At 73.7% G+C, this 25,501-nt stretch carries 23 protein-coding genes; 14 read left to right on the top strand and 9 right to left on the bottom strand.

The window, feature by feature from the left end:
- Window positions 1-291 precede the first annotated feature (291 nt).
- The 3 genes from Athai_RS16005 to Athai_RS15995 all read left to right on the top strand — a co-directional run bounded on the left by Athai_RS16005 (window position 292) and on the right by Athai_RS15995 (window position 3,002).
- Window positions 292-1,098, top strand: coding sequence for an SCO6745 family protein (locus Athai_RS16005; protein WP_239156964.1), 807 nt, complete (start codon window positions 292-294; stop codon window positions 1,096-1,098).
- Between the two features lie 247 nt (window positions 1,099-1,345).
- Window positions 1,346-2,530, top strand: coding sequence for a chitinase (locus Athai_RS16000; protein WP_203962220.1), 1,185 nt, complete (start codon window positions 1,346-1,348; stop codon window positions 2,528-2,530).
- A 145-nt stretch (window positions 2,531-2,675) separates the two neighbouring features.
- On the top strand, window positions 2,676-3,002 hold the full coding sequence (locus Athai_RS15995; protein WP_203962219.1) for a hypothetical protein: 327 nt from the start codon (window positions 2,676-2,678) through the stop codon (window positions 3,000-3,002).
- A gap of 22 nt (window positions 3,003-3,024) precedes the next feature.
- On the opposite strand, the gene Athai_RS15990 is transcribed toward Athai_RS15995, so the two are convergent.
- Window positions 3,025-3,633, bottom strand: a complete 609-nt coding sequence (locus Athai_RS15990; RefSeq protein ID WP_203962218.1) for a SecDF P1 head subdomain-containing protein — start codon at window positions 3,631-3,633, stop codon at window positions 3,025-3,027.
- Window positions 3,634-3,760: 127 nt separating this feature from the next.
- Window positions 3,761-5,458 (bottom strand): peroxidase family protein, encoded by a 1,698-nt coding sequence (locus Athai_RS15985; RefSeq protein ID WP_239156963.1) that lies wholly within the window; start codon window positions 5,456-5,458, stop codon window positions 3,761-3,763.
- A gap of 200 nt (window positions 5,459-5,658) precedes the next feature.
- Between Athai_RS15985 and Athai_RS15980 the strand changes: the two genes are divergently transcribed.
- The 4 genes from Athai_RS15980 to Athai_RS15965 all read left to right on the top strand — a co-directional run bounded on the left by Athai_RS15980 (window position 5,659) and on the right by Athai_RS15965 (window position 9,242).
- On the top strand, window positions 5,659-6,096 hold the full coding sequence (locus Athai_RS15980) for a cupin domain-containing protein (protein ID WP_203962217.1): 438 nt from the start codon (window positions 5,659-5,661) through the stop codon (window positions 6,094-6,096).
- Window positions 6,097-6,179: 83 nt separating this feature from the next.
- Entirely contained in the window at window positions 6,180-6,809 is a 630-nt protein-coding gene (locus tag Athai_RS15975; RefSeq protein ID WP_203962216.1) for a TMEM175 family protein, read from the top strand.
- Between the two features lie 148 nt (window positions 6,810-6,957).
- Window positions 6,958-7,845 carry an RNA polymerase sigma-70 factor gene (locus Athai_RS15970; RefSeq protein WP_203962215.1) on the top strand — a complete coding sequence of 296 codons (888 nt, stop codon included), beginning with the start codon at window positions 6,958-6,960 and terminating at the stop codon, window positions 7,843-7,845.
- An 80-nt stretch (window positions 7,846-7,925) separates the two neighbouring features.
- Window positions 7,926-9,242, top strand: coding sequence for an NAD(P)/FAD-dependent oxidoreductase (locus Athai_RS15965; protein ID WP_203962214.1), 1,317 nt, complete (start codon window positions 7,926-7,928; stop codon window positions 9,240-9,242).
- 63 nt (window positions 9,243-9,305) lie between these two features.
- Here Athai_RS15965 and Athai_RS15960 read toward each other — a convergent pair whose 3' ends face one another.
- The 3 genes from Athai_RS15960 to Athai_RS15950 form a co-directional block, all read right to left on the bottom strand.
- On the bottom strand, window positions 9,306-10,253 hold the full coding sequence (locus tag Athai_RS15960) for a hypothetical protein (RefSeq protein ID WP_203962213.1): 948 nt from the start codon (window positions 10,251-10,253) through the stop codon (window positions 9,306-9,308).
- A 188-nt stretch (window positions 10,254-10,441) separates the two neighbouring features.
- A complete protein-coding gene (gene katG, locus Athai_RS15955) occupies window positions 10,442-12,676 on the bottom strand; it encodes a catalase/peroxidase HPI (RefSeq protein ID WP_203962212.1) in 2,235 nt (744 codons plus the stop codon).
- A gap of 24 nt (window positions 12,677-12,700) precedes the next feature.
- Complete coding sequence (locus tag Athai_RS15950; protein ID WP_275422645.1) at window positions 12,701-13,105, bottom strand: Fur family transcriptional regulator; 405 nt, start codon at window positions 13,103-13,105, stop codon at window positions 12,701-12,703.
- 277 nt (window positions 13,106-13,382) lie between these two features.
- On the opposite strand from Athai_RS15950, the gene Athai_RS15945 reads away from it, so the two are divergent.
- Both Athai_RS15945 and Athai_RS15940 read left to right on the top strand, forming a co-directional pair.
- Window positions 13,383-14,576 (top strand): glycoside hydrolase family 76 protein, encoded by a 1,194-nt coding sequence (locus tag Athai_RS15945; RefSeq protein ID WP_203962210.1) that lies wholly within the window; start codon window positions 13,383-13,385, stop codon window positions 14,574-14,576.
- A gap of 43 nt (window positions 14,577-14,619) precedes the next feature.
- Complete coding sequence (locus Athai_RS15940) at window positions 14,620-15,567, top strand: DUF5829 family protein (protein WP_203962209.1); 948 nt, start codon at window positions 14,620-14,622, stop codon at window positions 15,565-15,567.
- Between the two features lie 77 nt (window positions 15,568-15,644).
- On the opposite strand, the gene Athai_RS15935 is transcribed toward Athai_RS15940, so the two are convergent.
- Window positions 15,645-16,847, bottom strand: coding sequence for an MFS transporter (locus Athai_RS15935; protein WP_203962208.1), 1,203 nt, complete (start codon window positions 16,845-16,847; stop codon window positions 15,645-15,647).
- A 206-nt stretch (window positions 16,848-17,053) separates the two neighbouring features.
- Between Athai_RS15935 and Athai_RS15930 the strand changes: the two genes are divergently transcribed.
- Window positions 17,054-17,959, top strand: coding sequence for a GNAT family N-acetyltransferase (locus Athai_RS15930; protein ID WP_203962207.1), 906 nt, complete (start codon window positions 17,054-17,056; stop codon window positions 17,957-17,959).
- Window positions 17,960-18,015: 56 nt separating this feature from the next.
- On the opposite strand, the gene rfbB is transcribed toward Athai_RS15930, so the two are convergent.
- Window positions 18,016-18,975 (bottom strand): dTDP-glucose 4,6-dehydratase, encoded by a 960-nt coding sequence (gene rfbB / locus Athai_RS15925; protein ID WP_203962206.1) that lies wholly within the window; start codon window positions 18,973-18,975, stop codon window positions 18,016-18,018.
- A gap of 176 nt (window positions 18,976-19,151) precedes the next feature.
- Here rfbB and Athai_RS15920 point away from each other — a divergent pair, with 176 nt between their 5' ends.
- The 3 genes from Athai_RS15920 to Athai_RS15910 all read left to right on the top strand — a co-directional run bounded on the left by Athai_RS15920 (window position 19,152) and on the right by Athai_RS15910 (window position 21,467).
- The gene (locus tag Athai_RS15920) at window positions 19,152-20,639 is read left to right on the top strand and encodes an amino acid permease (protein WP_203962205.1); all 1,488 of its coding nucleotides are present in this window, start codon (window positions 19,152-19,154) and stop codon (window positions 20,637-20,639) included.
- Between the two features lie 89 nt (window positions 20,640-20,728).
- On the top strand, window positions 20,729-20,977 hold the full coding sequence (locus tag Athai_RS15915) for a hypothetical protein (protein WP_203962204.1): 249 nt from the start codon (window positions 20,729-20,731) through the stop codon (window positions 20,975-20,977).
- Window positions 20,978-21,101: 124 nt separating this feature from the next.
- On the top strand, window positions 21,102-21,467 hold the full coding sequence (locus Athai_RS15910) for a DUF2750 domain-containing protein (RefSeq protein ID WP_203962203.1): 366 nt from the start codon (window positions 21,102-21,104) through the stop codon (window positions 21,465-21,467).
- A 130-nt stretch (window positions 21,468-21,597) separates the two neighbouring features.
- On the opposite strand, the gene Athai_RS15905 is transcribed toward Athai_RS15910, so the two are convergent.
- Window positions 21,598-22,608 (bottom strand): ROK family protein, encoded by a 1,011-nt coding sequence (locus Athai_RS15905; RefSeq protein ID WP_239156962.1) that lies wholly within the window; start codon window positions 22,606-22,608, stop codon window positions 21,598-21,600.
- Window positions 22,605-24,068: an APC family permease gene (locus tag Athai_RS15900; protein ID WP_203962202.1), complete on the bottom strand. Its 1,464-nt coding sequence runs from the start codon at window positions 24,066-24,068 to the stop codon at window positions 22,605-22,607. Before Athai_RS15900 ends, Athai_RS15905 begins: the two co-directional genes overlap by 4 nt.
- 118 nt (window positions 24,069-24,186) lie before the next feature.
- Here Athai_RS15900 and Athai_RS15895 point away from each other — a divergent pair, with 118 nt between their 5' ends.
- Window positions 24,187-25,374 (top strand): ROK family transcriptional regulator, encoded by a 1,188-nt coding sequence (locus Athai_RS15895; RefSeq protein ID WP_203962201.1) that lies wholly within the window; start codon window positions 24,187-24,189, stop codon window positions 25,372-25,374.
- Window positions 25,375-25,501: the final 127 nt, after the last annotated feature.

Genomic DNA, 25,501 nt, shown 5'->3' with positions numbered 1-25,501 from the left:
GAGCCCAGCCAGACGCGACCTGATCATGACGCGCCAGGCCGCTGACCTGCGGTGAAGGCTGCATCGGACCTCGCTGCTGGTAACTGACGCGGAACAGGTTCGATCCCTGTACCGCGCACCAGGTACAACGCCCCGGTCCGATCTCGGATCGGGGCGTTGCCCGTTACCGAACGGCCCTGTCCGTCATCGCGGTTCGCACGTTGTGCTGGGTAGGTGGGCGTTCGGTAGCTGTTGGGCAGGGCGCTGGCGTGGGCCGGACATGATGTGGCCATGACGCACACTGCTCGGCGCATGTTCGAGCTTCTGGAGCCGATCTGCCTGGTCACGTTCTTCGCCGACGAGTGCAACGAGGCGTTGGCGGCGCTGGGGCACCGCGCCTACTGGGACGGCTACTTCGCCAGCCGCGCGGCGCCGCTGGGGCGGGTGCCGGCGCAGGTCGTCCACGCGGCGTTCTACAACTTCGCCGACGGGGAGGCGGCGCGGCACATCCCGAGTGCGTGGGAGACGATCCCGCCCGAGGCGTCGGTGGCGGCCCGGGAGCGGGGCAGCGCGGCCTCGCTGCGGCGCATCCTCGGTGCCGAACTGGCCGCCTCCCCGGGGCTGGTGCGCGCCGCCGATCTGACCACCAAGGCCGCGACCAGTGCACCCACCGAGGGGCGGGTCATGTACGCGGGGATGCGTACCCTGCCGGTGCCGGCCGACCCGGTGGCCCGGCTGTGGCACTCGGCGACGATGCTGCGCGAGCACCGCGGCGACGGGCACATCGCCGCGCTCGTCGGCGCGCGCATCGGCGGTACCGAGGCGCACGTGCTGTCCGCGCTGCAGATGGGCGTCCATCCGCCGGAGTCGTTCGGGCGCATCCACCACCTGCCGAAGCAGCGGCTGGCCGCGGTCATGAACGGGCTGCGCGAGCGGGGGCTCGTCGACGCGGACGGTCGGTTCACCGACGCCGGACGCGCGACCAAACAACGCATCGAGGACCTGACCGACGAGCTCGCCGCCGCGCCGTACGAGACCCTGGCGCCCGCCGAACTCGACGAGCTGGTCGCCGCGCTGGAACCGATCACCGCGACGCTGGTGGCCGCGGGGTCGCGGTGACGATTCGGCCGGGCACGAGGTCACCTCGCGTCCCGGGTCGGTCGGTGACGCCGGACCGGATCGGGTGATCCGGCCGGTCCGGACCTGGCTGTGCCGTGGGCGACCCGGCGTCGTCGCCGAACCGCGCACCAGAGGATGACCCGGTCGAGCGGGTATCCGGGCGACTTCGCGCTCGTACCGGGGCAGGCCTTGCGCAAGGCAATAGACTCCGGGCACCCGTATATTTCCAACATGTTGAGGGTGTGCGTTGAAAACCAGCTACCCCCGCGCCGAGTTGGCCCGGCCGGCCCGAGGCCGGCACCTGCGGCGACTCGCCGCGACGGCGGCTGCGGTCGCCGCCGCCCTCCCGATGGCCGCCGCCGGGCCGGCCCACGCGTCCGACCAGGCAGCGCCCGCCACCCCGCCGGCCCATGCGTCCGACCCGGCGGCGCCCGCCACCCCGCCGGCCCATGCGTCCGACCCGGCGGCGCCCGCCACCCCGCCGGCCCATGCGTCCGACCCGGCGGCGCCCGCCACCCCGCCGGGCACGATCGCCGCGGCGCCGTACTACTACGTCGACTCGTACAACCGGCCGGACCCGGTGGACATCATGCGGCGGACCGGCGTGCGCTGGTTCACGCTGGCGTTCGTCGTCGCGCCGGACGCGACCACCTGCTCCCCGCAGTGGGACGGGGGCGCCTCGCTCGACCCGGAATCGGCTCCGAGCAAGGCGATCGGTGCCATTCGCAGGGCGGGCGGGGACGTGATTCCCTCGCTCGGCGGCGGTGGCGAGGACAAGCTGGGGCAGGCGTGCGGCACCGCGCAGGCGCTGGCCGACGCCTACCAGCGGGTGATCGACGCGTACCGGTTGACGGCGGTGGACCTCGACATCGAGGGTGCCGAGTTCGCCGACCCGGCGGCGCGGCAGCGCAACGTCGCCGCGCTCCGGCTCCTGCAGGACCGCAACCCGGGCCTGAGGGTGTACCTGACGGTGCCGGTGTTCGACACCGGGTTCAGCGGCAACGGCGTCGCGCTGGTGCACGAGGCCCGGGCGGCGAGGCTGGACGTGACCGCCTGGGCGGGGATGGCGTTCTGGTTCGGCAAGGGAGCCATCGACATGGGCGACGCGTCGATCCGGGCGATGAACGGCATGCAGGCCGTCGTTCGGGACGTGTACGGGATGAGCGACCGCGAGGCCTACCGGCGCATCGGGTTGTCCAGCCTGGCCGGCGTCAACGAGGACCCGGGCGAGGTGATCACGCTGCAGGATTTCCGCCAGGTGCTCGGCTACGCGTACCGGCACCGGATCGGGCGCCTCACGTTCTGGAACGTCAACCGCGACCGGCAGTGCCGCGCGGACGGGTCCGACCTGCCGGACACGTGCAGCGGCGTGCGACAGGCACCGTACGAGTACACCAGGATGGTCGCCCGGTACCGCCAGCCACCGGCGTGAACCCAGGCACGGCAACGGTGCCGCCGTGGCGCCCCGGCCGGAAGCCGGGGTGTCGCCGGCGTACGGGCACCCGATCGGGCGGGACCGATCGGCCCGCCTCGCCGCCCGCTCGGCCGGTGTTCGTGACCCGCGTGCCTGCGGGATCATGGGCACCATCGGTAAGGCGGTGATGGCGATGCGTACCGTGATGCGCTTCGAGATCGACACCGGGGCCGGCAACGACCTGCTCAAGGACGGCGCGTTGCAGAAGGGCCTCGATCGGATGCTGGAGATGCTGAAGCCGGAGGCGGCCTACTTCTTCCCGATGAACGGCTGCCGCGGCGGGATCCTGGTCTTCGACCTGGCCGACCCGTCCCAGCTGGTGTCGCTGACCGAGCCGATGTGGACGTCGATGCGGGCCCGCATCGACGTGAGCCCGGCGATGAGCCTGGACGACCTGCGGGCCGGGTTGGGCTCGCTGGCCTCGTCGTAGCCGGCCCGGGCCGGTGCCCGGGTCAGGTGAGAATCTTGTTGGCCAGGTTGGTGGCCTGGTCGGCGTCGAAACCACCGGATATCTCCAGCTCGCCGCCGGCGATCGGGTCCTGAACCACCGGGGCGGACACCACCTCGTCGCGCACCACGATGGCGAGCTGGTTTCCGGGTGGCGAGGCTGCCGAGATCTTTTTCGTCAGGTCGGCGAACCGCTTCGCGTCCGCGGGCCGCAGCGAGATCTGGATCAGCACGCCGCCCCCGTACGGGCTCGGCTCGACCCTGAGATCCTGCACCGCGCTGAGGCTCATCCCGGAGTCGAGCCGGAAACAGAGCGCCTGCCCGGTCGTGTCCTTGCCCGGCAGGTCGTCGCCCTTGCAGGGCGCGGGATGCGACGCGCCGACCGGGCGCAGCCCGACGAAGTGGTCGAGCGTGCGCGGCCCGCTGTGGTCGCCGACGCCGATCGGCCCGTCGCTGGACGAGCGCCGGACCAGCACCACGGCCGTGATCGCACCGCCGACCACCACGACGACCCCGAGCACGAGCACCAAGATCAACCACGCCGGCACGCGGCGCCGGGCGGTCGGGTCCGGTGGCGTGAACGCCGGTACGCCGTCCGATTGCTGGGGCTGCATGCGGTGAGCGTACCGATCGCCGCCAACCTCGCCGCCCGGACAGCGGGTCGGGGTGCCGGTGCAGCAGTCCGGAGGGCCGGCCGACCCCGATCAGGTGGCCGCCCGGATCCCGGTGTCCGGGTCCGGGTCACGTTCCTTCCCGGTCGTCGCCGAGGGCGAGCAGGTCGGTCAGGGCGTACGTCGCGCCCGCGGCCGGCAGGTTCGGCTGCCAGCCGGGTTCCAGGCTCAGGTAGCTCGCCGGATCGGCGCGCAGCAGCCCGATCAGCACCTCCGCCACGATCGTGCCGCCCACCGGGCCGAGCCGGTCACCGCCGCCCCGGTGCTGCGCCTCCCGGAGCACGTAGTACCAGAGCGGGGTGCCGTGCGGATGGTCGTGACCGAGCTCGTCGGCGGTCAGCGGGGCGGCGCCGAGCAGCCGGGCGACCGCCTCGCCGCTGGGCAGTCCGGTCGACGCGCCGCGGAGCAGGTCGCGGGCCGCGAGTGACCGCCGGTGGCCGGCCTCGACGTCGCCGGTGACCGTCTCGGGCAGGCCGACCAGGCTCGTCGCGAGCCGCCCGTCGAGCCGCTTCGCCCGCTGCGCCGCCGGGCGGCCGGGCAGGTCGAAGAGCTGCGCGAAGTCGAGCCGCCGGTCCGCGCGCAGCGGCCCGAAGCCGACCAGGTCGGGAAACAGCGGTACCGCCGTGCCGCCCGCGACGAGCCGGTAGCTGTGCCGGATCTGGCCGTGCCCGTACCGGTAGGCGGCGTCGGCGAACTCCAGCGGGACGTACCCGTGTCCGGGCTCCGGCGCGAACCACCGGCCGCCTTCGACGAGTACCCGCTCGACCAGCTCGGTGCCCACCAGCCGGGGCAGGAAGTCGTGCACCACGATCCACTGGTAGTGCCAGGTGAGTGTGACGCGCGCGGCGTCGACCAGGTCGGCCTCGGCCACCCCGGCGGTACGCAGCCGGTCGACGATCCGGTTGTGCGCCCGCAACAGCGCGACGTGCAGGCTCAGCGCGAACAGGTGTACGTCGTTGCGCGGGTCGCCGATCAGCGCGACGCCCTGCCGGTTGCGCGGTACGTCCCGGCCGTCCGGCCCGAGCAGGAACTTCGCCGGATCGTCGAGGTCGAACAGGAACGGTGAGCCGATCGGGCCGTCGGCGTACAGCAGCTGCAGGTCGAGCTTCGGGGCGCGCGCGTCGTGCGGTTGGCCGGGTTCGGTCGCGCCGTCGGCGGGGGAGCGGCCGGCGGTGATGTCGTGCCCGACGAGCTGCCCGAAGAACGGCCAGCCGGCGGCCTCGGCGGCGTCGTCGCCGGCGCCGTCCGGTCGGTCCAGGGCGGCGCCGGCGTCGTGGGCGTCGCCGGCCCGCAGTACCGACGTCGGGTCGCCGGCGAGCGGTTCGAGCTGCGGGAACATCCGGCCGTACCGGGCCGCGGCGCTCGGCCGGCCGGCGGCCCGCGCCGGGTTCAGGCAGTGGTCGTGGGCGGGCACCCGGCTGCCGTGCCGGTACGGCACCGCGGCCATCCGCCGCGCCGCGCCCAGGGTGTCGGACGTCGACGCGGTCGGGCGGGACGCGTGGCCGGCGCCCGGCATCACCTCGTGTACCGAGTCCTCGGCGGCCTCGACCGCGCCGAGCAGGTTCCGCAGGCCGATCTCGTACCGCTGGGCGTCCGGGTCGAGCCACTCGTCCACCGGCCGGGGATCCGGTCGCCCGTCGGGCCCGTCCTCCGCCAGGTCGAGCTCGGCCTCGACACCGTGCTCCAGCTCGTGCAGAAAGCCGTCGTGCGGTAGGCGCCGTCGCCGGATGTCTCGCCTGGCGTCCTCGTCCCCGGTAGGGCTGCTCATCGTGTCCCCTTTTCGTCGATCCCGCTCGTCAGCTACGACAGCGTGGTCCGGCCGGACGTGACGGGTCGGCTGTCACAACCCGGGTGCGTGCCCTGTCAGACGAGATGGAGGGCGATCGCCCTTCCCGGCGGCTGCGGGGGCGCGGTCGCCGAAGCGGACGACGGCGGGGCACACATCCCGCACGGCGAAGGAGACAACAGATGCCGGACAGCGAAACCAGCACGGTGGGTGACGAGCGGCGCGCGGGTACGTGGCAGACCGCGCTGACGATGATCCAGGAGGTCGAGCCGCCGACGATCCCGGCCGGCGCCCACGCCATGACGGTCATCGTCGAGTTCCCGGCCGGCGACCCGGGTACCCCGCCGCACCGGCACAACGGCCCGTGCTTCGGGTACGTGGTGTCCGGCGAGATGCTGTTCGAGCTGGAGGGCGAGGCGCCGCGGGTGGTCCGGGCCGGTGAGGCCTTCTGGGAGCCGGGCGGCGACGTCATCCACTACCAGAACGGCAACAACCGGGACGACATGCCGGTACGCTACACGGTCACGATGCTGTGCCCGCCCGGCTCACCGATGCTCACCCTGGTCGACGAGGACGAGCTGGCCGCGCGGGCGGACCGCCGGGTCCCGGCGACCGCCTGAGGCACACCGGCCCCGGGCACGCCATCGCGCGGTGCCCGGGCCCGGTGTGACGCGGTTCCGGACGGCCCGACCAGGAGGATGCGGTGACCACCAACCGGTTGGAGGCGTTCAGCGACGGGGTGATGGCCATCATCATCACCGTCATGGTGCTGGAGCTGGCCGTGCCGTCCGGTCACCAGCTCGCCGACCTGGTGCACAGCACCGGGATCGGGTTGCTGACCTACCTGCTCAGCTTCGTGTACGTCGGCATCTACTGGAACAACCACCATCACATGTTCCAGCTGGCGAAGCAGATCACCGGCGGTGCGCTCTGGGCGAACCTGGCGATGCTGTTCTTCCTGTCGCTGTTCCCGTTCACCACCGCGTGGATGGACGAGTCGCGGTTCGCCCCCACCCCGGTCGTGCTGTACGGCGTGGACCTGCTCTGCGCCGCCGCCGCGTACCTGGTGCTGCAGCGGGTGATCATCCACCTGGAGGGGCCCGGATCGCCGCTGCGCCGGGCGATCGGTGCCGACGTCAAGGGCAAGGTCTCGGCGGTGCTCTACCTCACCGGGGTACTGGCCGCGCTGACCGTCGACCGTGCCGGCCACCTCGGCGTCTGGATCGCGCTGGCCTGCTACGTCGCCGTCGCGGTGCTGTGGATCGTGCCGGACCGCCGGATGGACCGTGCGGTCCGCCAGGCGGTCGCGGACCGGTCGGGCGAGCGGGGGTGAGAAGTCTGTCGCGGTTCCCGCCCCTCGCCCCTTCCTGACCCGCCAGCGGGCCGACGACCTCGGTACCGAAGTGGCGAACACCTCGTGCGCGACCGCCGGTGACGGCAGATGATGGAGATCGCGTACGCAGGGAAGGGGACGTCGCCGGATGCCCGAGATCGAGACGCCCGAGGAGGACCTGTCGGATGCCACGGCGGTGTTCCTCGCCGTGCGACCACGCCTGTTCGGCATCGCCTACCGGATGCTCGGCAGCGCCGCCGACGCCGAGGACCTGGTGCAGGAGGTGTGGCTGCGCTGGCAGCGCACCGACCGGGCCGCGGTGCAGAACCCCGCGGCGTACCTGGCGACCGCGGTGACCCGGCTGGCGATCAACGCCAGCCGCAGCGCGCGGGCCCGGCACGAGACGTACCCCGGGCAGTGGTTGCCGGAGCCGGTGGACACCGCCGCCGACCCGCAGCTGGGTGCCGAGCGTGGCGCCGCGTTGGAACTGGCGGTACTGCTGCTGCTGGAGAAGCTGTCGCCGACCGAGCGCGCCGCGTACGTCTTGCGCGAGGCGTTCGACTACCCGTACCGGCAGATCGCCGACATCGTGCAGACCACCGAGGTCGCCGCCCGGCAACTGGTCAGCCGGGCCCGGCGCCGGCTCGCCGCGGACCGGCGCCGGCCGGTCGACCGGGAACAGCACGAGCGGATGCTGACCGCGTTCGTCGGCGCGGCCCGGTCGGGGGACCTGGCGGAGTTGGAGCGGCTGCTCAGCGCGGACGTGGTGAGCACCTCGGACGGCGGCGGGCTGGCCCGGGCCACCAAGATGCCGGTGGTGGGCGTCGAGCGGGTCGCGAAGTTCGTGCGGGCGATCGGCCCGCGGTTCTGGCCCGGTACCGAGGTGGTCGTGGTCGAGGCGAACGGTCAGCCGGTGCTGTTGGTTCGCCGGGACGGCGAGCCGGTCGGCCTGGTCGCGCTCGATGTCGCCGCGGACGGGATCCAGCGGGTGATGTGGCAGATCAACCCGGAGAAGCTGGCCACCTTCCGGCTGTGACCCGGTAGACGCCGGACACCGGTCACGAACGGGCCCGCCGCGTTGTCGAACAGGGTGAACCCACAGATCGGGGGTACACCGTGAAGCGGATCCTCATCGTCGGCGGCGGGTACGCGGGCTTCTACGCGGCGTGGAAGCTGGAGAAGCGGCTGCGGCCGCGGGAGGCCACCCTCACCATCGTCGACCCGCGCCCGTACCTGACCTACCAGCCGTTCCTGCCGGAGGTCGCGGCCGGCTCGATCGAGCCGCGGCACGCGGCGGTGTCGCTGCGCCGTCACCTGCGCCGGACCCGAGTGGTGCCCGGCTGGGTGACGAAGGTCGACCACGCGCACCGCCGGGTGACGGTACGGCCGGATCCGGGCCCGGAGTTCGACCTGGCCTACGACGTCATCGTGCTGACCGCGGGCGCGGTCACCCGCAAGTTCCCGGTGCCCGGAGTGACCAGCCAGGCGATCGGGATGAAGCACGTCGAGGAGGCGGTCGCGATCCGGGACCGGCTGCTCACCTCGTTCGACCGCGGGTCGGTGCTGCCCGCCGGGCCGCTGCGGCAGCGGCTGCTGACCGTCACGTTCGTCGGCGGCGGCTTCTCCGGTGTGGAGGGTTTCGGCGAGACGCTGTCGCTCGCCCACTCGCTGCTTCGCCGGTACCCGCAACTGCACCGCGACGAGCTGCGGTTCCACCTGGTCGAGGCCACCCGGCGGATCCTGCCCGAGGTCGGCGAGCCGGCCAGCCGCTGGGTGGCGCAGTCGTTCGCCGAGCGCGGCGGGCGGGTGCACCTGGACACCAAGGTCGCCTCCACTCTCGACGGGCACGTGGTGCTCTCCACCGGCGAGGAGTACGACTCGGGGCTGATCGTGTGGACCACCGGCAACGACGCGAACCCGGTCGTGCGCAAGGACACCGACCTACCGATCGGTGACCGCGGCCAGCTGGTGGTGCGCGCGGACCTGCGGGTGGGTACCGAGGCCGAGCCGGTCGCCGACGCCTGGGCCGCCGGTGACGATGCCGCGGTGCCGGACCTCACCGCCGGCACCCCCGGCCGGTACGTGGTGCAGAACGCGCAGAACGCGCTCCGGCAGGGCAAGCTGCTGGCCCGCAACATCGCCGCGAGTCTGCGTGGCCGCCCGACCAGGCCGTACCTGCACCACAGCCTCGGCGCGGTCGCCACCCTCGGCATCGGCAGCGGGATCTTCCAGTACAAGCGGATCGTGGTGAAGGGGCTTCCGGCGTGGCTGATGCACCGCGGGTACCACGTGCTCGCGGTGCCGACCTGGGAGCGCAAGATCCGGGTACTCGCCGGGTGGCTCACCCAGGCGATGTTCGGCCGCGACATCGTCTCGCTCGAATCGGTGGAACACCCGCGGCGGGCGTTCGTCGCGGGCGGCGAACCGAAGTGAACCGGCCGGATCCGGAGCGCCGCCCCGGGACCGCCCGGCTGGCGTCCCCGGCCGGGCCGGGGGTCAGCGACCGGCCGGCGAACCGAGCGTGACGGTGCGCGGCAGGGCCCGGGCCGTTCCGGCCGGTCGGTCCGGGCGCCGGAGCGCGCGCAGCGCCAGCACCGTCAGTACCAGGCCGGCGAGCATCGCGACCAGGCACACCGCCACGTATCCGGGTTGCGGCGAGTGGTCGCTGCTCAACGCGACGCCGGTCGGGCCGGACAGCGCGATGACCGCGGTACCGGCCCAGCCGGCGACGTAGCGCACCCGGCTCGGGCGGCGTGCCGCCGCCACGGCGAGCACTCCGACGACGACCAGCACCGCACCGGCGGCCAGGTACGTGCGCTGCGCGAGGGTCTCGAACCCGGCCGGCCCGGCGAACCGGCTGCCGGTCGCCGCCCACAGCGTCAGCGCCCCGGCGTACCCGACGGCGACCGCACCGGCCACCCGGACCGCCCAGCGCGGGCCGGGGACCACGCTGGCCGCGCGGTCGCGCAGCAGGCCCGGCCAGCGACCCCGGACGTACCCGGGAAACAGCGCGAACAGCCCCACCGCCTGCACCAGGAAGCCGCCGTAGACACACCCGTACACCCAGCCGTGCAGCCCGTTGCCGGCCGGCGCGGGAGAACCACCGGCGACCGCCTGAACGGCCAGTCCCAGCGGCACGCCGGCCGCGATCGGGGCGAGCAGTCCGGTGCCCACCCACATCGGGAACAGCACCAGCACCGCCGGCACCCGGCGTCCCCAACCGCAGGTCAGCGCGAGCGCCAGCGCGATGGCCGCCACCTCGAGCCCCGCGGTCACCACATCACCGACCAGATGCACGGTGTCCAGCAGAACCGCGCCGCCCGCGGCGTCGGCCGCCCCGGTGCCGTGCCCGGTCAGCCACAGCGCCTTCAACGTCAGGTAGGGCAGGGTCGCGGCGATCGTCATCGCGCAGACCGCCCGTCGCGTCACCAACTTCTCCGTCATGCCGCACAGCTTCGCGGTGATCGCGGCCGGTCGGCTCCCTCCGGCGGGGGACGGCGTTCCGACCCGGGCGTGAACCGGCCGCCGCGTCGGATCGACGCGGCGGCCGGTGGGTGTCCCGGTGCACCGGGACGGTGCCAGGTGTCCCGGCGCCGGGACGGTGCCAGGTGTCCCCGTGCCGGGACGGTGGCTCAGACCAGGTCGTACCGGTCGGCGTTCATGACCTTGTGCCAGGCGGCGACGAAGTCACGGACGAACTTCTCCTGCGCGTCGTCGCTGGCGTACACCTCGGCGACGGCGCGCAGCTCGGAGTTCGAGCCGAAGATCAGATCGGCGCGACTGCCGGTCCACTTCAGCTCCCCGGTGCCGCGGTCCCGGCCCTCGAACGTCTGCGCGTCCTCCGCGGTCGGCTTCCACTCGGTACCCATGTCGAGCAGGTTGGCGAAGAAGTCGTTGGTCAGCGTGCCGGGCCTGTCGGTGAGCACGCCCAGCGACGACTGCTGGTAGTTCGCGCCGAGCACCCGCAACCCGCCGACCAGTACGGTCAGCTCCGGCGCGGAGAGGTTGAGCAGGTTGGCCCGGTCGACCAGCAGGTACTCCGCCGGCAGCTGGCTGTCCTTGCCGAGGTAGTTGCGGAACCCGTCGGCCTTCGGCTCCAGCGGCGCGAACGACTCCACGTCGGTCTGCTCCTGGCTGGCGTCGGTGCGGCCCGGGGTGAACGGCACCTCGACCTCGACACCGGCCTGCTTCGCCGCCTGCTCCACGGCGGCGACGCCGCCGAGCACGACCAGGTCGGCCAGCGAGACCTTCTTGCCGCCGGTCGCCCCGGCGTCGAACGACTGCTTGACGCCCTCCAGGGTGCGCAGCACCTGGGCCAGCCGGTCCGGCTCGTTGACCTCCCAGCCGCGCTGCGGCTCCAGCCGGATCCGGCCGCCGTTCGCGCCGCCGCGCTTGTCGCTGTTGCGGTACGTCGACGCCGCCGCCCACGCGGTCGACACCAGCTGCGCCACGGTCAGGCCCGAGTCGAGGATCTGCCGCTTCAGCGCGGCCACGTCCTCGGCCGACACCAGCTCGTGATCGACCGCCGGTACCGGGTCCTGCCAGATCAGCCGCTCGGTCGGCACCAGCGGGCCCAGGTAGCGCTGGATCGGGCCCATGTCGCGGTGCGTCAGCTTGAACCAGGCCCGCGCGAACGCGTCGGCGAACTCGTCGGGGTGCTCGTGGAAGCGGCGCGAGATCCGCTCGTAGACCGGGTCGAAGCGCAGCGACAGGTCGGTGGTGAGCATCGTCGGCGGCCGGGACAGCGAGCCGTCCTGCGGGTCCGGGACCGTGTTGGCGCCGGCACCGTCCTTCGCCACCCACTGCTTGGCCCCGGCGGGGCTGTCGACCAGCTCCCACTCGTAGCCGAAGAGGGTCTCGAAGAACGTGTTGTCCCACGCGGTCGGCGTCGGGGTCCAGGTGACCTCCAGGCCGCTGCCGATCGCGTCCCGGCCCTTGCCGGAGCCGTAGCTGCCCTTCCAGCCCAGCCCCATCTCCTCCAGCGGGGCGGCCTCCGGCTCGGGGCCGACGTACTGGTCGGCGTCGGCGGCACCGTGCGTCTTGCCGAAGGTGTGGCCGCCGGCGATCAGCGCGACGGTCTCCTCGTCGTTCATCGCCATCCGGCGGAACGTCTCGCGGATGTCGCGGGCCGCGGCCACCGGGTCCGGGGTGCCGTTGGGGCCCTCCGGGTTGACGTAGATCAGGCCCATCTGCACCGCGGCCAGCGGCTTGTCCAGCTCGCGGTCACCGGTGTAGCGCTCGTCGCCGAGCCAGGTGCGCTCGGGGCCCCAGTACACGTCCTCGTCGGGTTCCCACACGTCGGGGCGGCCACCGGCGAAGCCGAAGGTGCGGAAGCCCATCGTCTCCAGCGCGCGGTTGCCGGCGAAGATGTACAGGTCGGCCCACGAGATCTTCTTGCCGTACTTCTTCTTGATCGGCCAGAGCAGTCGCCGGGCCCGGTCCAGCAGGACGTTGTCCGGCCAGCTGTTCAGCGGCGCGAACCGCTGCTGGCCGCCCCCGGCCCCACCGCGCCCGTCCTCGATCCGGTAGGTCCCGGCGCTGTGCCAGGCCATCCGGATGAACAGCGGGCCGTAGTTGCCGAAGTCCGCCGGCCACCAGTCCTGCGAGCTGGTGATCAGCGCGTCGACGTCGGCGGCCAGCGCGTCGAGGTCGAGCGAGGAGAACTCCTTCCGGTAGTCGAAGTCGGCGTCCATCGGGTTGGCCGCCGCGGTGTGCTTGCGCAAAATCGCCAGGTTGAGCTGGTTCGGCCACCAGTCGCGGTTGCCGCCGACCACGGTCGGCCGGCCGGCCCGACCGTGCACGACCGGGCAGCCGGCGGCACTTGGCTCGTTGACCTCGCCCAGCGCGGCGTCAGAACTGTCAGACACGGGATTCCCTTCGCTCTCACGTGTTCAGTTACTTGCTGAGATGGAGCAGTCGGGGCACAGCCCCCGGTAGACCACCTCGGCCTCGTCGATGACGAAACCGTGGTCGTCCGACGGGGTCAGGCAGGGTGCGTCACCGACGGCGCAGTCGACGTCGGTGATCACGCCGCAGGAGCGGCACACGACGTGGTGGTGGTTGTCCCCGACCCGCGCCTCGTAGCGCGCCACCGAGCCCGGCGGTTCGATCCGGCGCACCAGGCCGGCCGCGGTCAGCGCCCGCAGCACGTCGTACACGGCCTGGTGGGACACGCCGCCGAGGCGGGTCCGGACGGCGCCGATGATCGAGTCCGTGTCGGCGTGCGGGTGCTCGTACACCGCGGACAGCACCGCCATCCGCGGGCGTGTCACGCGCAACGCGGCGGCACGCAGCATCCGCTCGAACTCCGATGTCGTGGGCACCCTCCGAAGTCTGCCGCAATTTCTGGAATCAATCAAGAACAGCCGCGCCCGGAGTTGCCGGATCTTCCCGGGGCACCGGGTCGTCCGGCGGATCTTGACGGAATCACCGGGTCTGCATACGTTCGTTCGCGGACGCCGCCATCGTCGCCGGCGACGCCGTTTCTCCGGGTCCGGGCGCCTCCGGGGCCGGCCGGGATCAGCGAGCTGACCGCAGGAGAGTGCCGTGCGACCGAGAACCATTCTGCCCGCGATGGGTGCCCTACCAGCCAGGATCGGTCGACGCGCGAGGATCGCGAGCGCCGTCCTGGCGGCCGGGCTGGCCGCCCTGGTCGCCCTGTCCGGGGCCCCGGCCGGCGCGTCACCGGCCTCGGCCGCGGCCCGCGCCGCGGCGAGCTACCGGGCGTTGCAGACCTACTTCGCCGCATCCGACGGCTCCGGGCTGTACCACGAGCAGTACCCGGTGCAGGCGGGTGACAACGTTTACTCGTACGAGTGGCCGTACTCCCAGGTGCGCGGCGCGACGCTGGACCTGACCGGGATGCCCGGCGCGCTCGGCGCCCGGTACCGCGCCGACCTGGCCGCCCGGGACGCCGGCCAGCAGCGGTACTGGCTCGGCTCGGGCGGCACCACCGGCGTGCCGGGCTACGCCTCGTACCCGGTGGCGCCGTACGGCGGCGGTGGCGACTTCTTCTACGACGACAACGAGTGGGTCGGCCTGTTCGACGTCCAGCGCTACCTGGACAGCGGCGACCGGCAGGCGCTGGGCCGGGCCCGGCAGATCTTCGACCTGGTCGTCTCCGGCTGGGACACCGACGCCAGCCACGCCGATCCCGGCGGGGTGTTCTGGACCCAGGCGAGCTGGAGCACCGACCGCAACACCGTGTCGAACATGCCCGGTGCCGAACTCGGGCTGCGGCTGTACCAGATCACCGGCCAGCGCAGCTACCTCGACTGGTCGCGCCGGATGTACGACTGGACCAACGCGCACCTGCTCGGCCCGGACGGGCTGTACTACGACCACCTGGACCTGGCCGGCACCGTCGAGCAGACCTACTGGTCGTACAACCAGGGCGTGCCGGTCGGTGTGGACGTGCTGTTCTACCAGGTGACGCACGACCGCAGCTACCTGGCGCGAGCCCGCCGCACCGCCGCCGCGGCGTACGACTACTACGTCGGGCAGGGGCATCTCGCGACGCAGCCGCCGTACTTCAACGCGATCTTCTTCAAGAACCTGCTGTTGCTGGAGTCGGTGACCGGCGGGCACGCCTACCGGGACGCGTTGCGTGCCTACGCCGACCGGGTGTGGGTCACCGACCGGGACGCCGCGACCGGCCTGTTCCACTTCGACGAAAACGGTGCGACGCAGGCGATCCAGCAGGCCGCGATGGTCCAGATCTACGCGGTCCTGGCCTGGAGCCCGCAGCGCTACCGGCTGCTGTACTGACGGTCCACCGAACCGCTGGCGGCGCCCGCCTACGATCGGCCGCATGATGATGTCGCGGGCGCTGCCGCGCCGAATCGTCCTGCTCGCCGCGGTGCTGGCGGTGGCGCTGGCCGGCACCGTCGTCGGCGCTGCCGGCCGGGCGGCTGCCGCGGCGCAGCACCCGTGGCCCGGCCGGCAACTGCTGTTCTTCAACCACGCCTACGGGGTGTTCGACCGGGTCACCGCCGACGCGATCGAGCACTCCGACTACCTGCGCGGCTTCGCGAACTTCCAGGTGCGGACCACCACCGGGGCCGGCGGCGAGACCTGGACCGGGCGCTACCTGCTCGGCCACCAGACCTACCTGGAACTGTTCGGTACCGGTGACGTGCCCGGAAAGGACGGCGAGCTGGGCGCGGCCGGGATGGGCGTGTCGAGCGAACACGCCGGTGACCTGGCGACCGTCACCGGCCGGCTGCCGGCGGAGGGCGTGCCCGACCCGGTCACGTTCCAACAGACCCGCGACTTCGGCGACGGCGTGCCGGTGCCGTGGTTCGACGCGGTGTACACCAGCGAGCAGTACGACACCTTCGGCGCCTGGGCGATGGAGTACCGGCCGGAGTACTTCGCCGATCCGCGCAGCGGCACCGAACCGGCCCGCTTTCCGGGCGACGTCGGCCGCGACCGGTACCTGTCGAACGACTACCGCCAGCACCTGATGCGCGACGTCAGCGGCATCGAACTCGCGGTCACCCGGCGCGACCTGGACAGCACGCTGCCGCTGCTGCGGGCCGGCGGATTCGTGGTGCGCGCCGACGGCACCGGGGCGGTCGCGTTGCGCGGCGGCACCACCATCCAGTTCGACGCGGTCCCGGTCGCCCACGTCGGCCTGCGCCGCATCACCATGTCCCTCAACCACCCCACCGGCCGCCGGGACACCGAGACCATCGGCCACTCCAGCCTGGCCGTGGGGCCCGGCCCGCGCGCCGTCTGGACCTTCGCCACCAACTGAGCCGCCCGACCGGTGCCGCACGATCCGGCCGGCGAGCCGGTCACGGCCGACGGTGCCCCGGCGCGGCCGACGACCGGTCAGCCTGGCTGCCGTTCGGCCACCGGTGCCGGTGCACCGAGCGGAGCGGTGAGCCGCCGGATCCGGGGCACGAGCAGGATCGCCCCGGTGCTGCCGACCGCGACCGCCGCCGCGCCGAGAACCAACGGCGTCGCGTGATGGGAGAACCGCGCGGTGAGCGCGAGAACCGAGACCGCTCCGGGGCCGAGCAACCGTAGCCCGGCGGTCCGGCCGATCACCGCGGCCGAGACGTGCAGCTCCAACACCGTCTCGGACAGCAGATCCAGCACGCTGTGGCTGATCGAGGCCACCCCGAGCGCGGCGAGCAGCAGCCAACCCGGCGCGGCGGTGGCGCCGACCAGCAGGACAGGTACGGCGCCGAGCCCGACCAGCAACGCGAGCCGGGCCGGCCGGCGTACCGGAGCGAGCACCAGGATCACCGCGACCGCGGCCACCCCGGTCGCGGCCACCACCGAGCGGATCGGCCCGACCGTCCCGACGCCGTACCCGGCCGGTGGACCGGTGGCCGCCGCCACCGTCGCCACCGCGGCGAGGATGCCCAACTGGCCGGTCAGCAGCCACCTCCACCGGCGCGGCAGTGCCGGCCCGTGCGGGACCGAAGGGCCGCGTCGGGGGCCGGCGCGGCCCGGAGCGAGGTTGCCGGTCGCAGGGTCCCGATGCAGCAGCAGGCTGCCGGCGCCGGCGAGCGCCGCCAGCACCGCGGCGGCCGCGAGGGCCGCCGCCCAGCCGACCAGCGCGATCAGCACCCCGCCGAGCAGCGCGGCGAGGAACGCGGTCAGGGAGCTGGCCAGCAGCAGGACGGCGTTGCGGCGCAGTAGCCGCGGCGCCGGCACCAGCTGCTGCATCAGCGCGGTGGCCGCCGGCAGGAACAGCGCACCGGCGGCACCGGCGATCGCGGCGCTGGCGCAGGCGACCGCACTCGAGGCACCCCAGCCGGCGGCCACCGCCCACGCCCCGGCGGTGAGCGCCGCCCCGGCTACCAGCGGTAGCGGCCTGCCCAGCCGGTCGGTGACCGCGCCGCCGGCGCCCCCCAGCACCCCTTGCACCGCAGCCACCCCGAGCGGGATCGCCGCCGCGCCGGCCACGCCCCGCGGCAGCAGCGCGAACGGCAGCGCCAGGGTGCCCATCGACACCGAGCCGAGCTGCAGCGAGCGGGACACGATCAGCAGCACCACGGTGCGGCGCGTCCCGAACCCGACCATCGTCTGATTGTGCCGCGATCCGCCCGGCCCCGCCGAGCGGCGCACAGCCCGGCCGGCCGTGCCGAGCAGTCCACGACCCGCCCCGCCGTGCCGAGTGACGCGACCCGCCGGGGGATGCCGAGCCGGGTGCGAGGTGCCGGCGGCGGTAATGCGCTTCCCGGTGCGGGGCGGCGCGGCTAGCGTGCCGGCTGAGCGAGGAGGCGCGGATGCGGCGACGCGAGGCGGGCGGCGGCGCCGACCTGCGGGCGATGCAGGCGGCGGTGCAGCGCAGCTGGAGCCCGCGGCAGCGCTGGCACGCGGGCGATCTGGCCTGGCAGTGCCATGCCGGCTTCGCGGGCCCGGCGGCGATCTGGACCGAGGGGGCCACGCCGATCGCCTGGGCCATGGTCGAACCATCCGGCGAGGCCGGCCTGCACGTGGATCCGGACCGGCCGGGCGCCGCCGACCCGGTACTCGCATGGCTGCGCGCGCACGCGCCCGGCGGGCGGCCCGCGGTGACGGTGCTCGACACCGAGACGCACCTGACGGATGCCCTGCACCGCAACGGCTTCGGCCCCGTCGACGATGCACCGTACTTCCTGCACTGCGAGCGGGCCCTGGATTCGCTGCCGGATCGGCCGCGGCTGCCGGCGGGCTTCACCACCAGGGCGGTACGGCCCGGTGAGATCCCGGCGCGGGCCGCGGCGCATCGCGCTGCGTGGCGGCCGGCACGGGTCGGTGCGCTGCTGGTACCGCCGGTCGCACTCGCCGGCGAGTCCGAGATGTCGGCGCAGCGGTACCGCTCGGTGACGACGACCTGGCCGTACCGGCCGGAGCTGGATCAGGTGGTGGTCGCGCCGGGCGGCGGGTTCGCCGCGTTCGCGCTGGGCTGGCTGGACGGCGCGAACGCGGCCGGTGAACTGGAGCCGGTCGGTACCGATCCGCGGTACGCGCGGCGTGGCCTGGCCGCCGCGGCGAGCATCGCCTGCCTGCACGCGCTGCGTGCGGCCGGCGCGACCCGAGCCGTCGTCTACCCGCGCGGCGATGCCGCCTACCCGGTGCCCCGCCGGCTCTACACGGCGCTCGGCTTCCGCCCGGTGGCCCGCACCGTCACCTATCGCCCGCGGCCCTGAACCGCTTCGTGACCGGCGCCGGTCGCGGCCCTGAACCGCGCCGTGGCCGGTGCCGGTCACCGGTCCGGGTGCCACCACTCGGGATGGCTGCGGTACCAGTCGACGGTGTCGGCCAGGCCGTCGGCGAACTCCACTCGGGGCCGGAAGCCGAGGCGTGTGATCCGCGCCGAGTCGAGCGAGTAGCGCAGGTCGTGGCCCTTGCGGTCGGTGACGTGCCGGACCAGCCCGGGATCGGCGGCGCAGAGCCGGACCAGCCGGGCGGTCAGCTCGGCGTTGGTCAGCTCCACCCCGCTGCCGACGTTGTACACGCCGCCCGGCGCTCCCGCGGTCAGCACCAGCTGGATCGCCGCGCAGTGGTCCGCGACGTGCAGCCACTCGCGCCGGTTCCGGCCGTCCCCGTACAGCGGGACCGGCGCACCGGACAGCAGGTTGGTGACGAACCGGGGGATGAGCTTCTCGACGTTCTGGTGCGGGCCGTAGGTGTTGCAGCCGCGGGTGATCCGCACGTCCATGCCGTGCGTGCGGTGGTACGCGCGGGCGAGCAGCTCGGCGCCCGCCTTGGCCGCCGCGTACGGCGAGTTCGGCGCCAGCGGGGCCTCCTCCGACCAGGAGCCGACGTCGATCGACCCGTACACCTCGTCGGTGGACACGCACAGCACGGTGCCGATCCCGGCGCGACGGCAGGCGTCGAGCAGCCGTTGGGTGCCGAGCACGTTGGTGGACACGAAGTCGTCCGCGTCGGAGACCGATCTGTCCACATGCGACTCCGCCGCGAAATGCAGCACCGCGTCGTGGCCCGGCACCACCTCGGCCAGGGTGGCGGCATCCCGCACGTCGCCGTGCACGAACCGCAGCCGCTCGTGCCGGGCCGGCAGGTTGTCCCGGCGACCGGCGTAGGTGAGCAGGTCCAGCACGGTGACCTCGGAGGGGCCGGTCGGCCCGTACTCGCCGGCCAGCGCCGCCCGCACGTACGCGGAGCCGATGAACCCGGCGCCGCCGGTCACCAACACCCTCATGCCGCAACCGGCGGCACGGCCCGCCGCAGGTTCGCGCCGCTGGCGCACCGGTAGCCGATCACGGCGCCAATCTAGCCGATGCCGGCGGCCGGCCCGCCGGCCGTGACCGGTCCGCCGCAAGGCTGCCACGCCGCAGCGGGCGGACCGGACGGATCGCTAGGATCCACCCGGCGGCGATGACCGACACGCAAGCACGGCCAACCGGTACGGAGGCGGGACAGATGGACAGCGGGCGGCACGGCGAGGCGGGCTCGGGCGGCTTACGCCGCGCGCTGCGCACCCGGCAGATCCGGATGATCTCGGTGGGCGGGGCGCTCGGTACCGCACTGTTCCTCGGCTCGGCGCAGGCCATCTCGATGGCGGGCCCGTCGGTGGTGGTGCTGTTCGCGATCGGCGCGGCGTTCGCCGCGGCGCTCGCGTTCGCGCTGGCCGAGATGGTGTCGGTGCATCCGGACGCCGGTGGGTTCGGCGCGCTCGCCGACCGGTACCTCGGCCCGCTCGCCGGCTACCTGCAACGCTGGGCGTACTGGGTGAGCATGGTGGTGGTGATCGGCGCCGAGATCGTCGCCGCCGCCATCTACGTCCGGTACTGGCTGCCCGGGTTGCCGGCGTGGCTGCCGGTGCTGGTGTTCGCGGCCCTGGTGATCGTCGTCAACTGCGCCTCGGTCGGCGTGTTCGGCGAGCTCGAGTACTGGCTGGCGATGGTGAAGGTCGCCGCGGTGCTGGCGTTCATCGTGGTCGGCGCGGTGTTCGTGGTGGTCGGCGGGCCCGGCCGGGACCCCGTCGGGTTGCACAACTGGACCGCGCACGGCGGCTTCGTGCCGAACGGTCCGGTGCCCGCGCTGATGGCGCTGGCGGTCGTGACGCTCGCGTACGCGGGGACGGAGACGGTGGCGATGACCGCGGCCGAGTCGACCGACCCGGCGCGGGAGATGCCGCGCGCGGCCCGCGGCACCGTGCTGCGGCTGCTGCTGTTCTACGTGCTGGCGATGGCGGTCGTGGTGTCGCTGGTGCCGTGGCAGCAGGCCGGGGACGTCCAGCACATCGGGCAGAGCCCGTTCGTCCGGCTGTTCACGCAGGTCGGGTTGCCCGCCGCGGCCGGGGTGATGAACGCGGTGATCCTCACCGCCGCGCTGTCGACCGCGAACACCAACCTCTACGTGGCGACCCGGATGCTGCACTCGTTGGCGCTGGACGGGTACGCGCCGCGGCGGCTGCGCGGGCTCGGCCGCCGCCGGACCCCGGTCGCCGCGGTCCTGGCGTCGGCGGTCGGCCTGCTGGTCGCGCTGGTCGCCTCGGTCGTGTCGCCGAACCTGGCGTTCCCGCTGTTGCTCGGTGCGGCGCTGTTCACCGGCCTGGTGGTCTGGATGATCATCTTCGGTACCCACCTGGCGTTCCGCCGCCGGCGCGCCGCGACCGGCGCGCCGCCCGCCCCGGTACGGCTGCCCGGCGGTCCGGTGATCCCGGTCGTGGCGCTGGCGTACGCGGTGTTCGTCGTGGTGTTGACCGCGTTCGTGCCGGGCTACTCGATCGCCTGGCAGGTGGGCATCCCGGCGATGCTGCTGATCCTGGTGTCCTACCTGGTCGTCCGGCGCCGCCGCGCGGTGCGCACCGTCCGGGAACCAGAGCCGGCCGCCGAACCGGCCCTGCCCGACCGCACCTGACCCGCCGAACCATCTACAGTGGGTGGCGCCGCGGCGGTCGGCGCTGCCCGCCGGCGCGTCGCCGGCCGGGGGAGCGAGGTGAATCGGTGATGTGGTGCATACTGGCGTTCGACAGCGGAACTGATCGCGTTGCCTGGAGCCGTGATCTGCCCGAACTCCGCTGGAATACGGTGTGGCGGATCCTTGGCCTGTCGGATTGCCGGGCCCAGAATGGAGACTCGTTCGAGCTGAGCCCAGACCTCGCGACGACGTTCGCGCGGGCCGGCGGGATCCGTTGCCTGCCGGCCGAACTCTCCTCGTATGCCCTGTTCCTGGACGAGTACGAGGCCGGGCGTTGACCGTGGTCGCACCGGCGATCCGGCCACGCCGCCGCGCCTTCGGGAGGATGTCGATGGCAGGTTCTTTCCTGGCATGCGGTGCCGAGATCGCGCCGATCGACGGGGTGGCCGGCGCGGTGGTTCGTTGAGTACCAGCGGGGCACAGGCGGCGGCGTTCTTTCGGGAGATCGTGCGGCATCCCGTCGTGTGGTCGGTTCGTGACGACGAGGGTGGGCCGACGTGGCCGTCGGCTTCCGGCGGGCAGGTCGTTCCGTACTGGTCGTCGGAGGTGCGGGTGAAACGCGCCGTCGCGATCTGGGGGGCACGGTTTCGCGCCGTGTCGATGCCGTTGCGGCACTGGCAGCAGGTGGAACTGCCGGACCTGGCGGCGGGACGGCTGCGGGTCGGGATCAACTGGAGCGGGCCACGGCTGACCGGTTGGGACTTCACGGTCGCGGAGGTCCTCAACCGTCTCGCGCACGCGCTTGGCGAGCCGCCGTACGACAGATAGGTCCGGCCCGCGGCGGTTGCGACCCGCGTCGGCTCGGGCCGTCGTGGCGTGCCGGCAACGGTGGCCGCTCGCGCCCTGCTGGCCGGGCCGAGCCGACGCGGGTCGCCGGAGGACGTCCGACCCGGCCCGGTCAGGACCGGTGGGCGTCGGTGGCGAGGGCGAGGGCACCGTGCAGGGCGCCGTCGGTGCGGAAGCGGGCCGGAACCAGCTCGGGCGGGAACGGGACGGCCGCGTCGAGGCGGGCGCGCAGCGCGTCGAACAGCGGGGCGCCGATGCCGGTGAGGCCGCCGCCGACCGCCACCCGGCGCGGGTCGATCGCGATGCACAGGTTCGCCACGTGCATTGCGAGTTCGGCCAGCACCTCAGCGGCGAGCTGACGTGCCGCCGCGTCGGTACGGGCGAACAGCTGTCCGGCGGTGACCGGTTCACCCAGCACGGCTGCCGCTCGCTCGGCGACACCGCGCCCGCCGACCGCGCGTTCCAGCGGGCTGTACCCGTCGGCGGCGGCCCGCGGCTCGTCCGGGGTGCGCAGGTCGTAGCCGAACTCGCCGGCCGCGCCGTGCGCCCCGACGAGTACCCGGCCGCCGACGGTGATCGCCGCCGCCACACCGGTACCGAGGCTGACGAACAGGCCCGGGTCGGTGCCGCGCAGCGCGCCGTGCCGCAGCTCGGCGAGACCGGCCGCCTTGACGTCGTTGTCGACGGCGACCCGCGCGGTGCCGAACCGGGTCGCGATCTCGTCGGCCAGCCGTACCCGGTGCCAGCCGGAGATGTTGGGGGACAGGGCGACCCCGTCCGGGCGGACGATCCCGGGACCGACCGCGCCCACGGCCACGACCGAGCCACCGCTACCGGCCAGCAGCCGGTGGCCGGCGGCGGCGAGCCGGGTCAGGATCGCCTCCGCACCCTCGTCGGCGCCGGTGGGCAGCACGTCGGTGGCCAGCACCATACCGTCCATGGTGGACACCGCCAGCGCGATCTTGGTGCCACCGATGTCGATACCGAGCAGCCGGCCCGCGCTGCTGTCCTGCGGCGCGCCGTCCCCGCTGCCGTGCGGCGGGCGGTCGCCGCCGTCGTGCGGCGGGTCGCCGCCACCGCGACGCGGTCGGGCGCCGGTGCCGGGCTGCCGTACCTCGGTCACGCGCGCACCGCCTCGGTGCGGTACGCCTCGCGGATCTGCTTGGGGCCGAACGGCCACGTCCGCTCCACCCGGGCCCAGATCAGGAACGCCACGCAGCCGGCGGCCACCCAGGCCAGCGACAGCTCGATCGGGTGCCGCCCGGGCGAGGCGGCGTCCGAGTACACGTAGATGACGATCCAGCCGACCGCCGCCACCACCGCGGGCAGCGGGTAGAGCCACATCCGGTACGGGCGGGGCAGGTCGGGTTGCCGGCGGCGCAGCACGACCACGGCGACGATCTGCGCGAGCGCCTGGACCAGCACCATCACCGTGGTCAGCAGCTGGATCAGGGTGGCCAGGTCGGTGAACCGGCCGAGCAGGAAGCCGGCCGCGGTGATCACGCCCATCGCGGCGAGCCCGACGGTGGGGAAGCGGTGTTTCGGGTGCACCCGGGCGAAGGCACGGAAGAACACCCGGTCGCGGGCCGCGTCGTAGGGCACCCGGGAGCCGCCGAGCAGCCCGGCGAACACCGAGGTGCAGGCGGTGATCAGGATCAGCACGGTGACCACGACCGCCGCGGCGTGCCCCCAGGTACGTTCCAGCAGCGCCGAGGCGACCGACCGGGCGGCGGCCGAGTGCGGGTCGAGCAGTTCGTGCCAGTCGATGACGCCGAGCACGCCGACCTGCATCAGCAGGTAGATGCTCATGATGCCGACGATCGCGACGACGATCGAGCGGGGGATCACCTTGCCGGGCCGGCGGATCTCCGCCGCCAGGTACGAGGTGGTGTTGTAGCCGAGGTAGTCGTAGATGCCGATGGTCAGCCCGCCGGCGAAGCCGACCCAGAACCCGCCCCGGGTGATGTCGAACGCGTGCGCCGGGTAGGTGAACGCCAGCGACGGGTGGAAGTGGGTGTACGCGGCGAGGATGACCGCGAGCACGCTGACGATCATGACGACCCACAGCACCACGGTCAGCTTGCCGATCGACTCGATCCGGCGCCACAGCGCGCCGATGATCAGCGCGATCAGCAGCAGCCCGACCAGGTCGCCCTGCCAGCCGGTCATCGACGGCCACAGGTAGGTCAGGTACTGCACGAAGCCGATCACGCCGGTGGACATGATCAGCGGGATGAACAGCATCGCCGTCCACACGAACAGGAACGGCATCAGCCGCCCGGTCCGGTACTGGAACGCCTCGCGCAGGTAGATGTAGGTGCCGCCGGAGCCGGGCATCGCGGACCCGAGTTCGGCCCAGACGAGGCCGTCGGCCAGCGCGAGCACCGCGCCGGCGATCCAGCCGACGATCGCCTGCGGCCCGCCGAACGCGACGACCATCGCGGGGATGGTGATGAACGGTCCGACCCCGCACATCTGGCTCATGTTCAGGGTGGTGGCCTGGAAGCCGCCGATCCGCCGGCGCAGCGCGCCGTCGGGTCGTGCGGTGGCCGGCGCGGCGTCGGATGTGCGGCTGTCTGCCATGGCTCCTCCCGGGGGACGGACTCGCTTCAAGTTAAATACCTTTACTTGATCGGGTCAATCCCCACCGGCGCATACGGGGGCGGTACAGTCGCGCTGCCGGCCGGGGAAGCGGAGGACGATGGGCGAGCGCGACGAGTCCACCTTCACCCGGGCGCGGCTGCGCGGCATCAACGAACGGCTGCTGCTGGACCGGCTGCGCGCCCTCGGCCCGACCTCGCGCGCCGAACTCGCCCGCCGTACCGGACTGTCCAAGCCGACCGTCTCGGCCGCGCTGGCCAGCCTGGAGTCCGCCGGACTGGTTCGGGCCGCCGGCAGCCGCCCACCGGCCGGTCGCGGCCGGATCGCGCTGCTGTACGAGGCGGACCCGACCGCCGGCTACGTGGCCGGCGTCGACATCGGCCGCGGCCTGGTCCGGGCCGCGCTCGCCGACCTGTCCGGCGAGATCATCGCGCGGGCCGAAGCGCCCAACCGGGCCCGTTCCGGCGCCGCGCTCGCCGAGCTGGTCGTGGCCACCGCACGGGACGCGGTGAGTGCCGCCCGCATCGGGTGGTCCCGGGTCGACCGGGTCGTGATCGGCACGCCCGGGGTGTACGAGCCGGACGCCGACCGGATCCGGTACGCGGTGAACCTGCCCGGCTGGGGGCGCCCCGGCGTGCGGGAGCGGCTGCACGCCGCTCTGGGCACCGACGTCGAGCTGCACAACGACGCCAACCTCGCCGCCCTCGCCGAGTACCGGTACGGGGTCGGCGCCGGCAGCCGGCTCTTCGTGTACCTGTGGATCGGCACCGGCCTGGGCCTCGGCGTGGTGGCCGGCGGGGCGCCGTTCGTCGGCGCGCACGGCGCCGCCGGCGAGATCGGCTTCCTGCCGATGGCGCCGGACGCGCCGGTCGGTACCGGGGCGCCGCGCGGGGTGCTGGAGACGGCCGTGTCGGCCGACTCGGTGGTGCAGACCGCGCAAGAGCTCGGCATGCCCGGCCGGCTCAGCGCCCGGCAGGTGTTCGACGCCGCGCGCGCCGGCGACGAGCGGGCGGTGGCCACGGTACGGCGGGAAGGGGAACGGCTCGCCTACGTCGCCGCCGCGGTGTCCGCGGTGCTCGACCCGGACCTGATCGCGCTCGGCGGAACCGTCGGCGGCAACGCGGACCTGCTGCTCGCCCCGGTGCGGCACACCCTGCCCCGGCTCACCCCGCTGCGCCCGCACGTCACCGTCGGTACGCTGGCCGATCCGGTACTGCGCGGTGCGTGCGCCCGCGCCCTGGACACCGCCCGCGACGACGCCTTCGTCCGCCGCGCCGGTACCGGCTGACCGCCGCACCCGTCACACCGGGCCGCACCCGCCGCACCGCCGCGCCCCGCCGGCCGCGCCCGACCGCCGCACCGCGCGGGCCGGCGGTCCATCCCGGCCGGCCTCGCCGCCCGCGGTGGCGGGCGCC

This window comes from Actinocatenispora thailandica (genome assembly GCF_016865425.1).
Classification (GTDB): domain Bacteria; phylum Actinomycetota; class Actinomycetes; order Mycobacteriales; family Micromonosporaceae; genus Actinocatenispora; species Actinocatenispora thailandica.
Note: the sequence above shows the minus strand (reverse complement) of the source record. Positions and strands in the feature narration are given on the sequence as shown.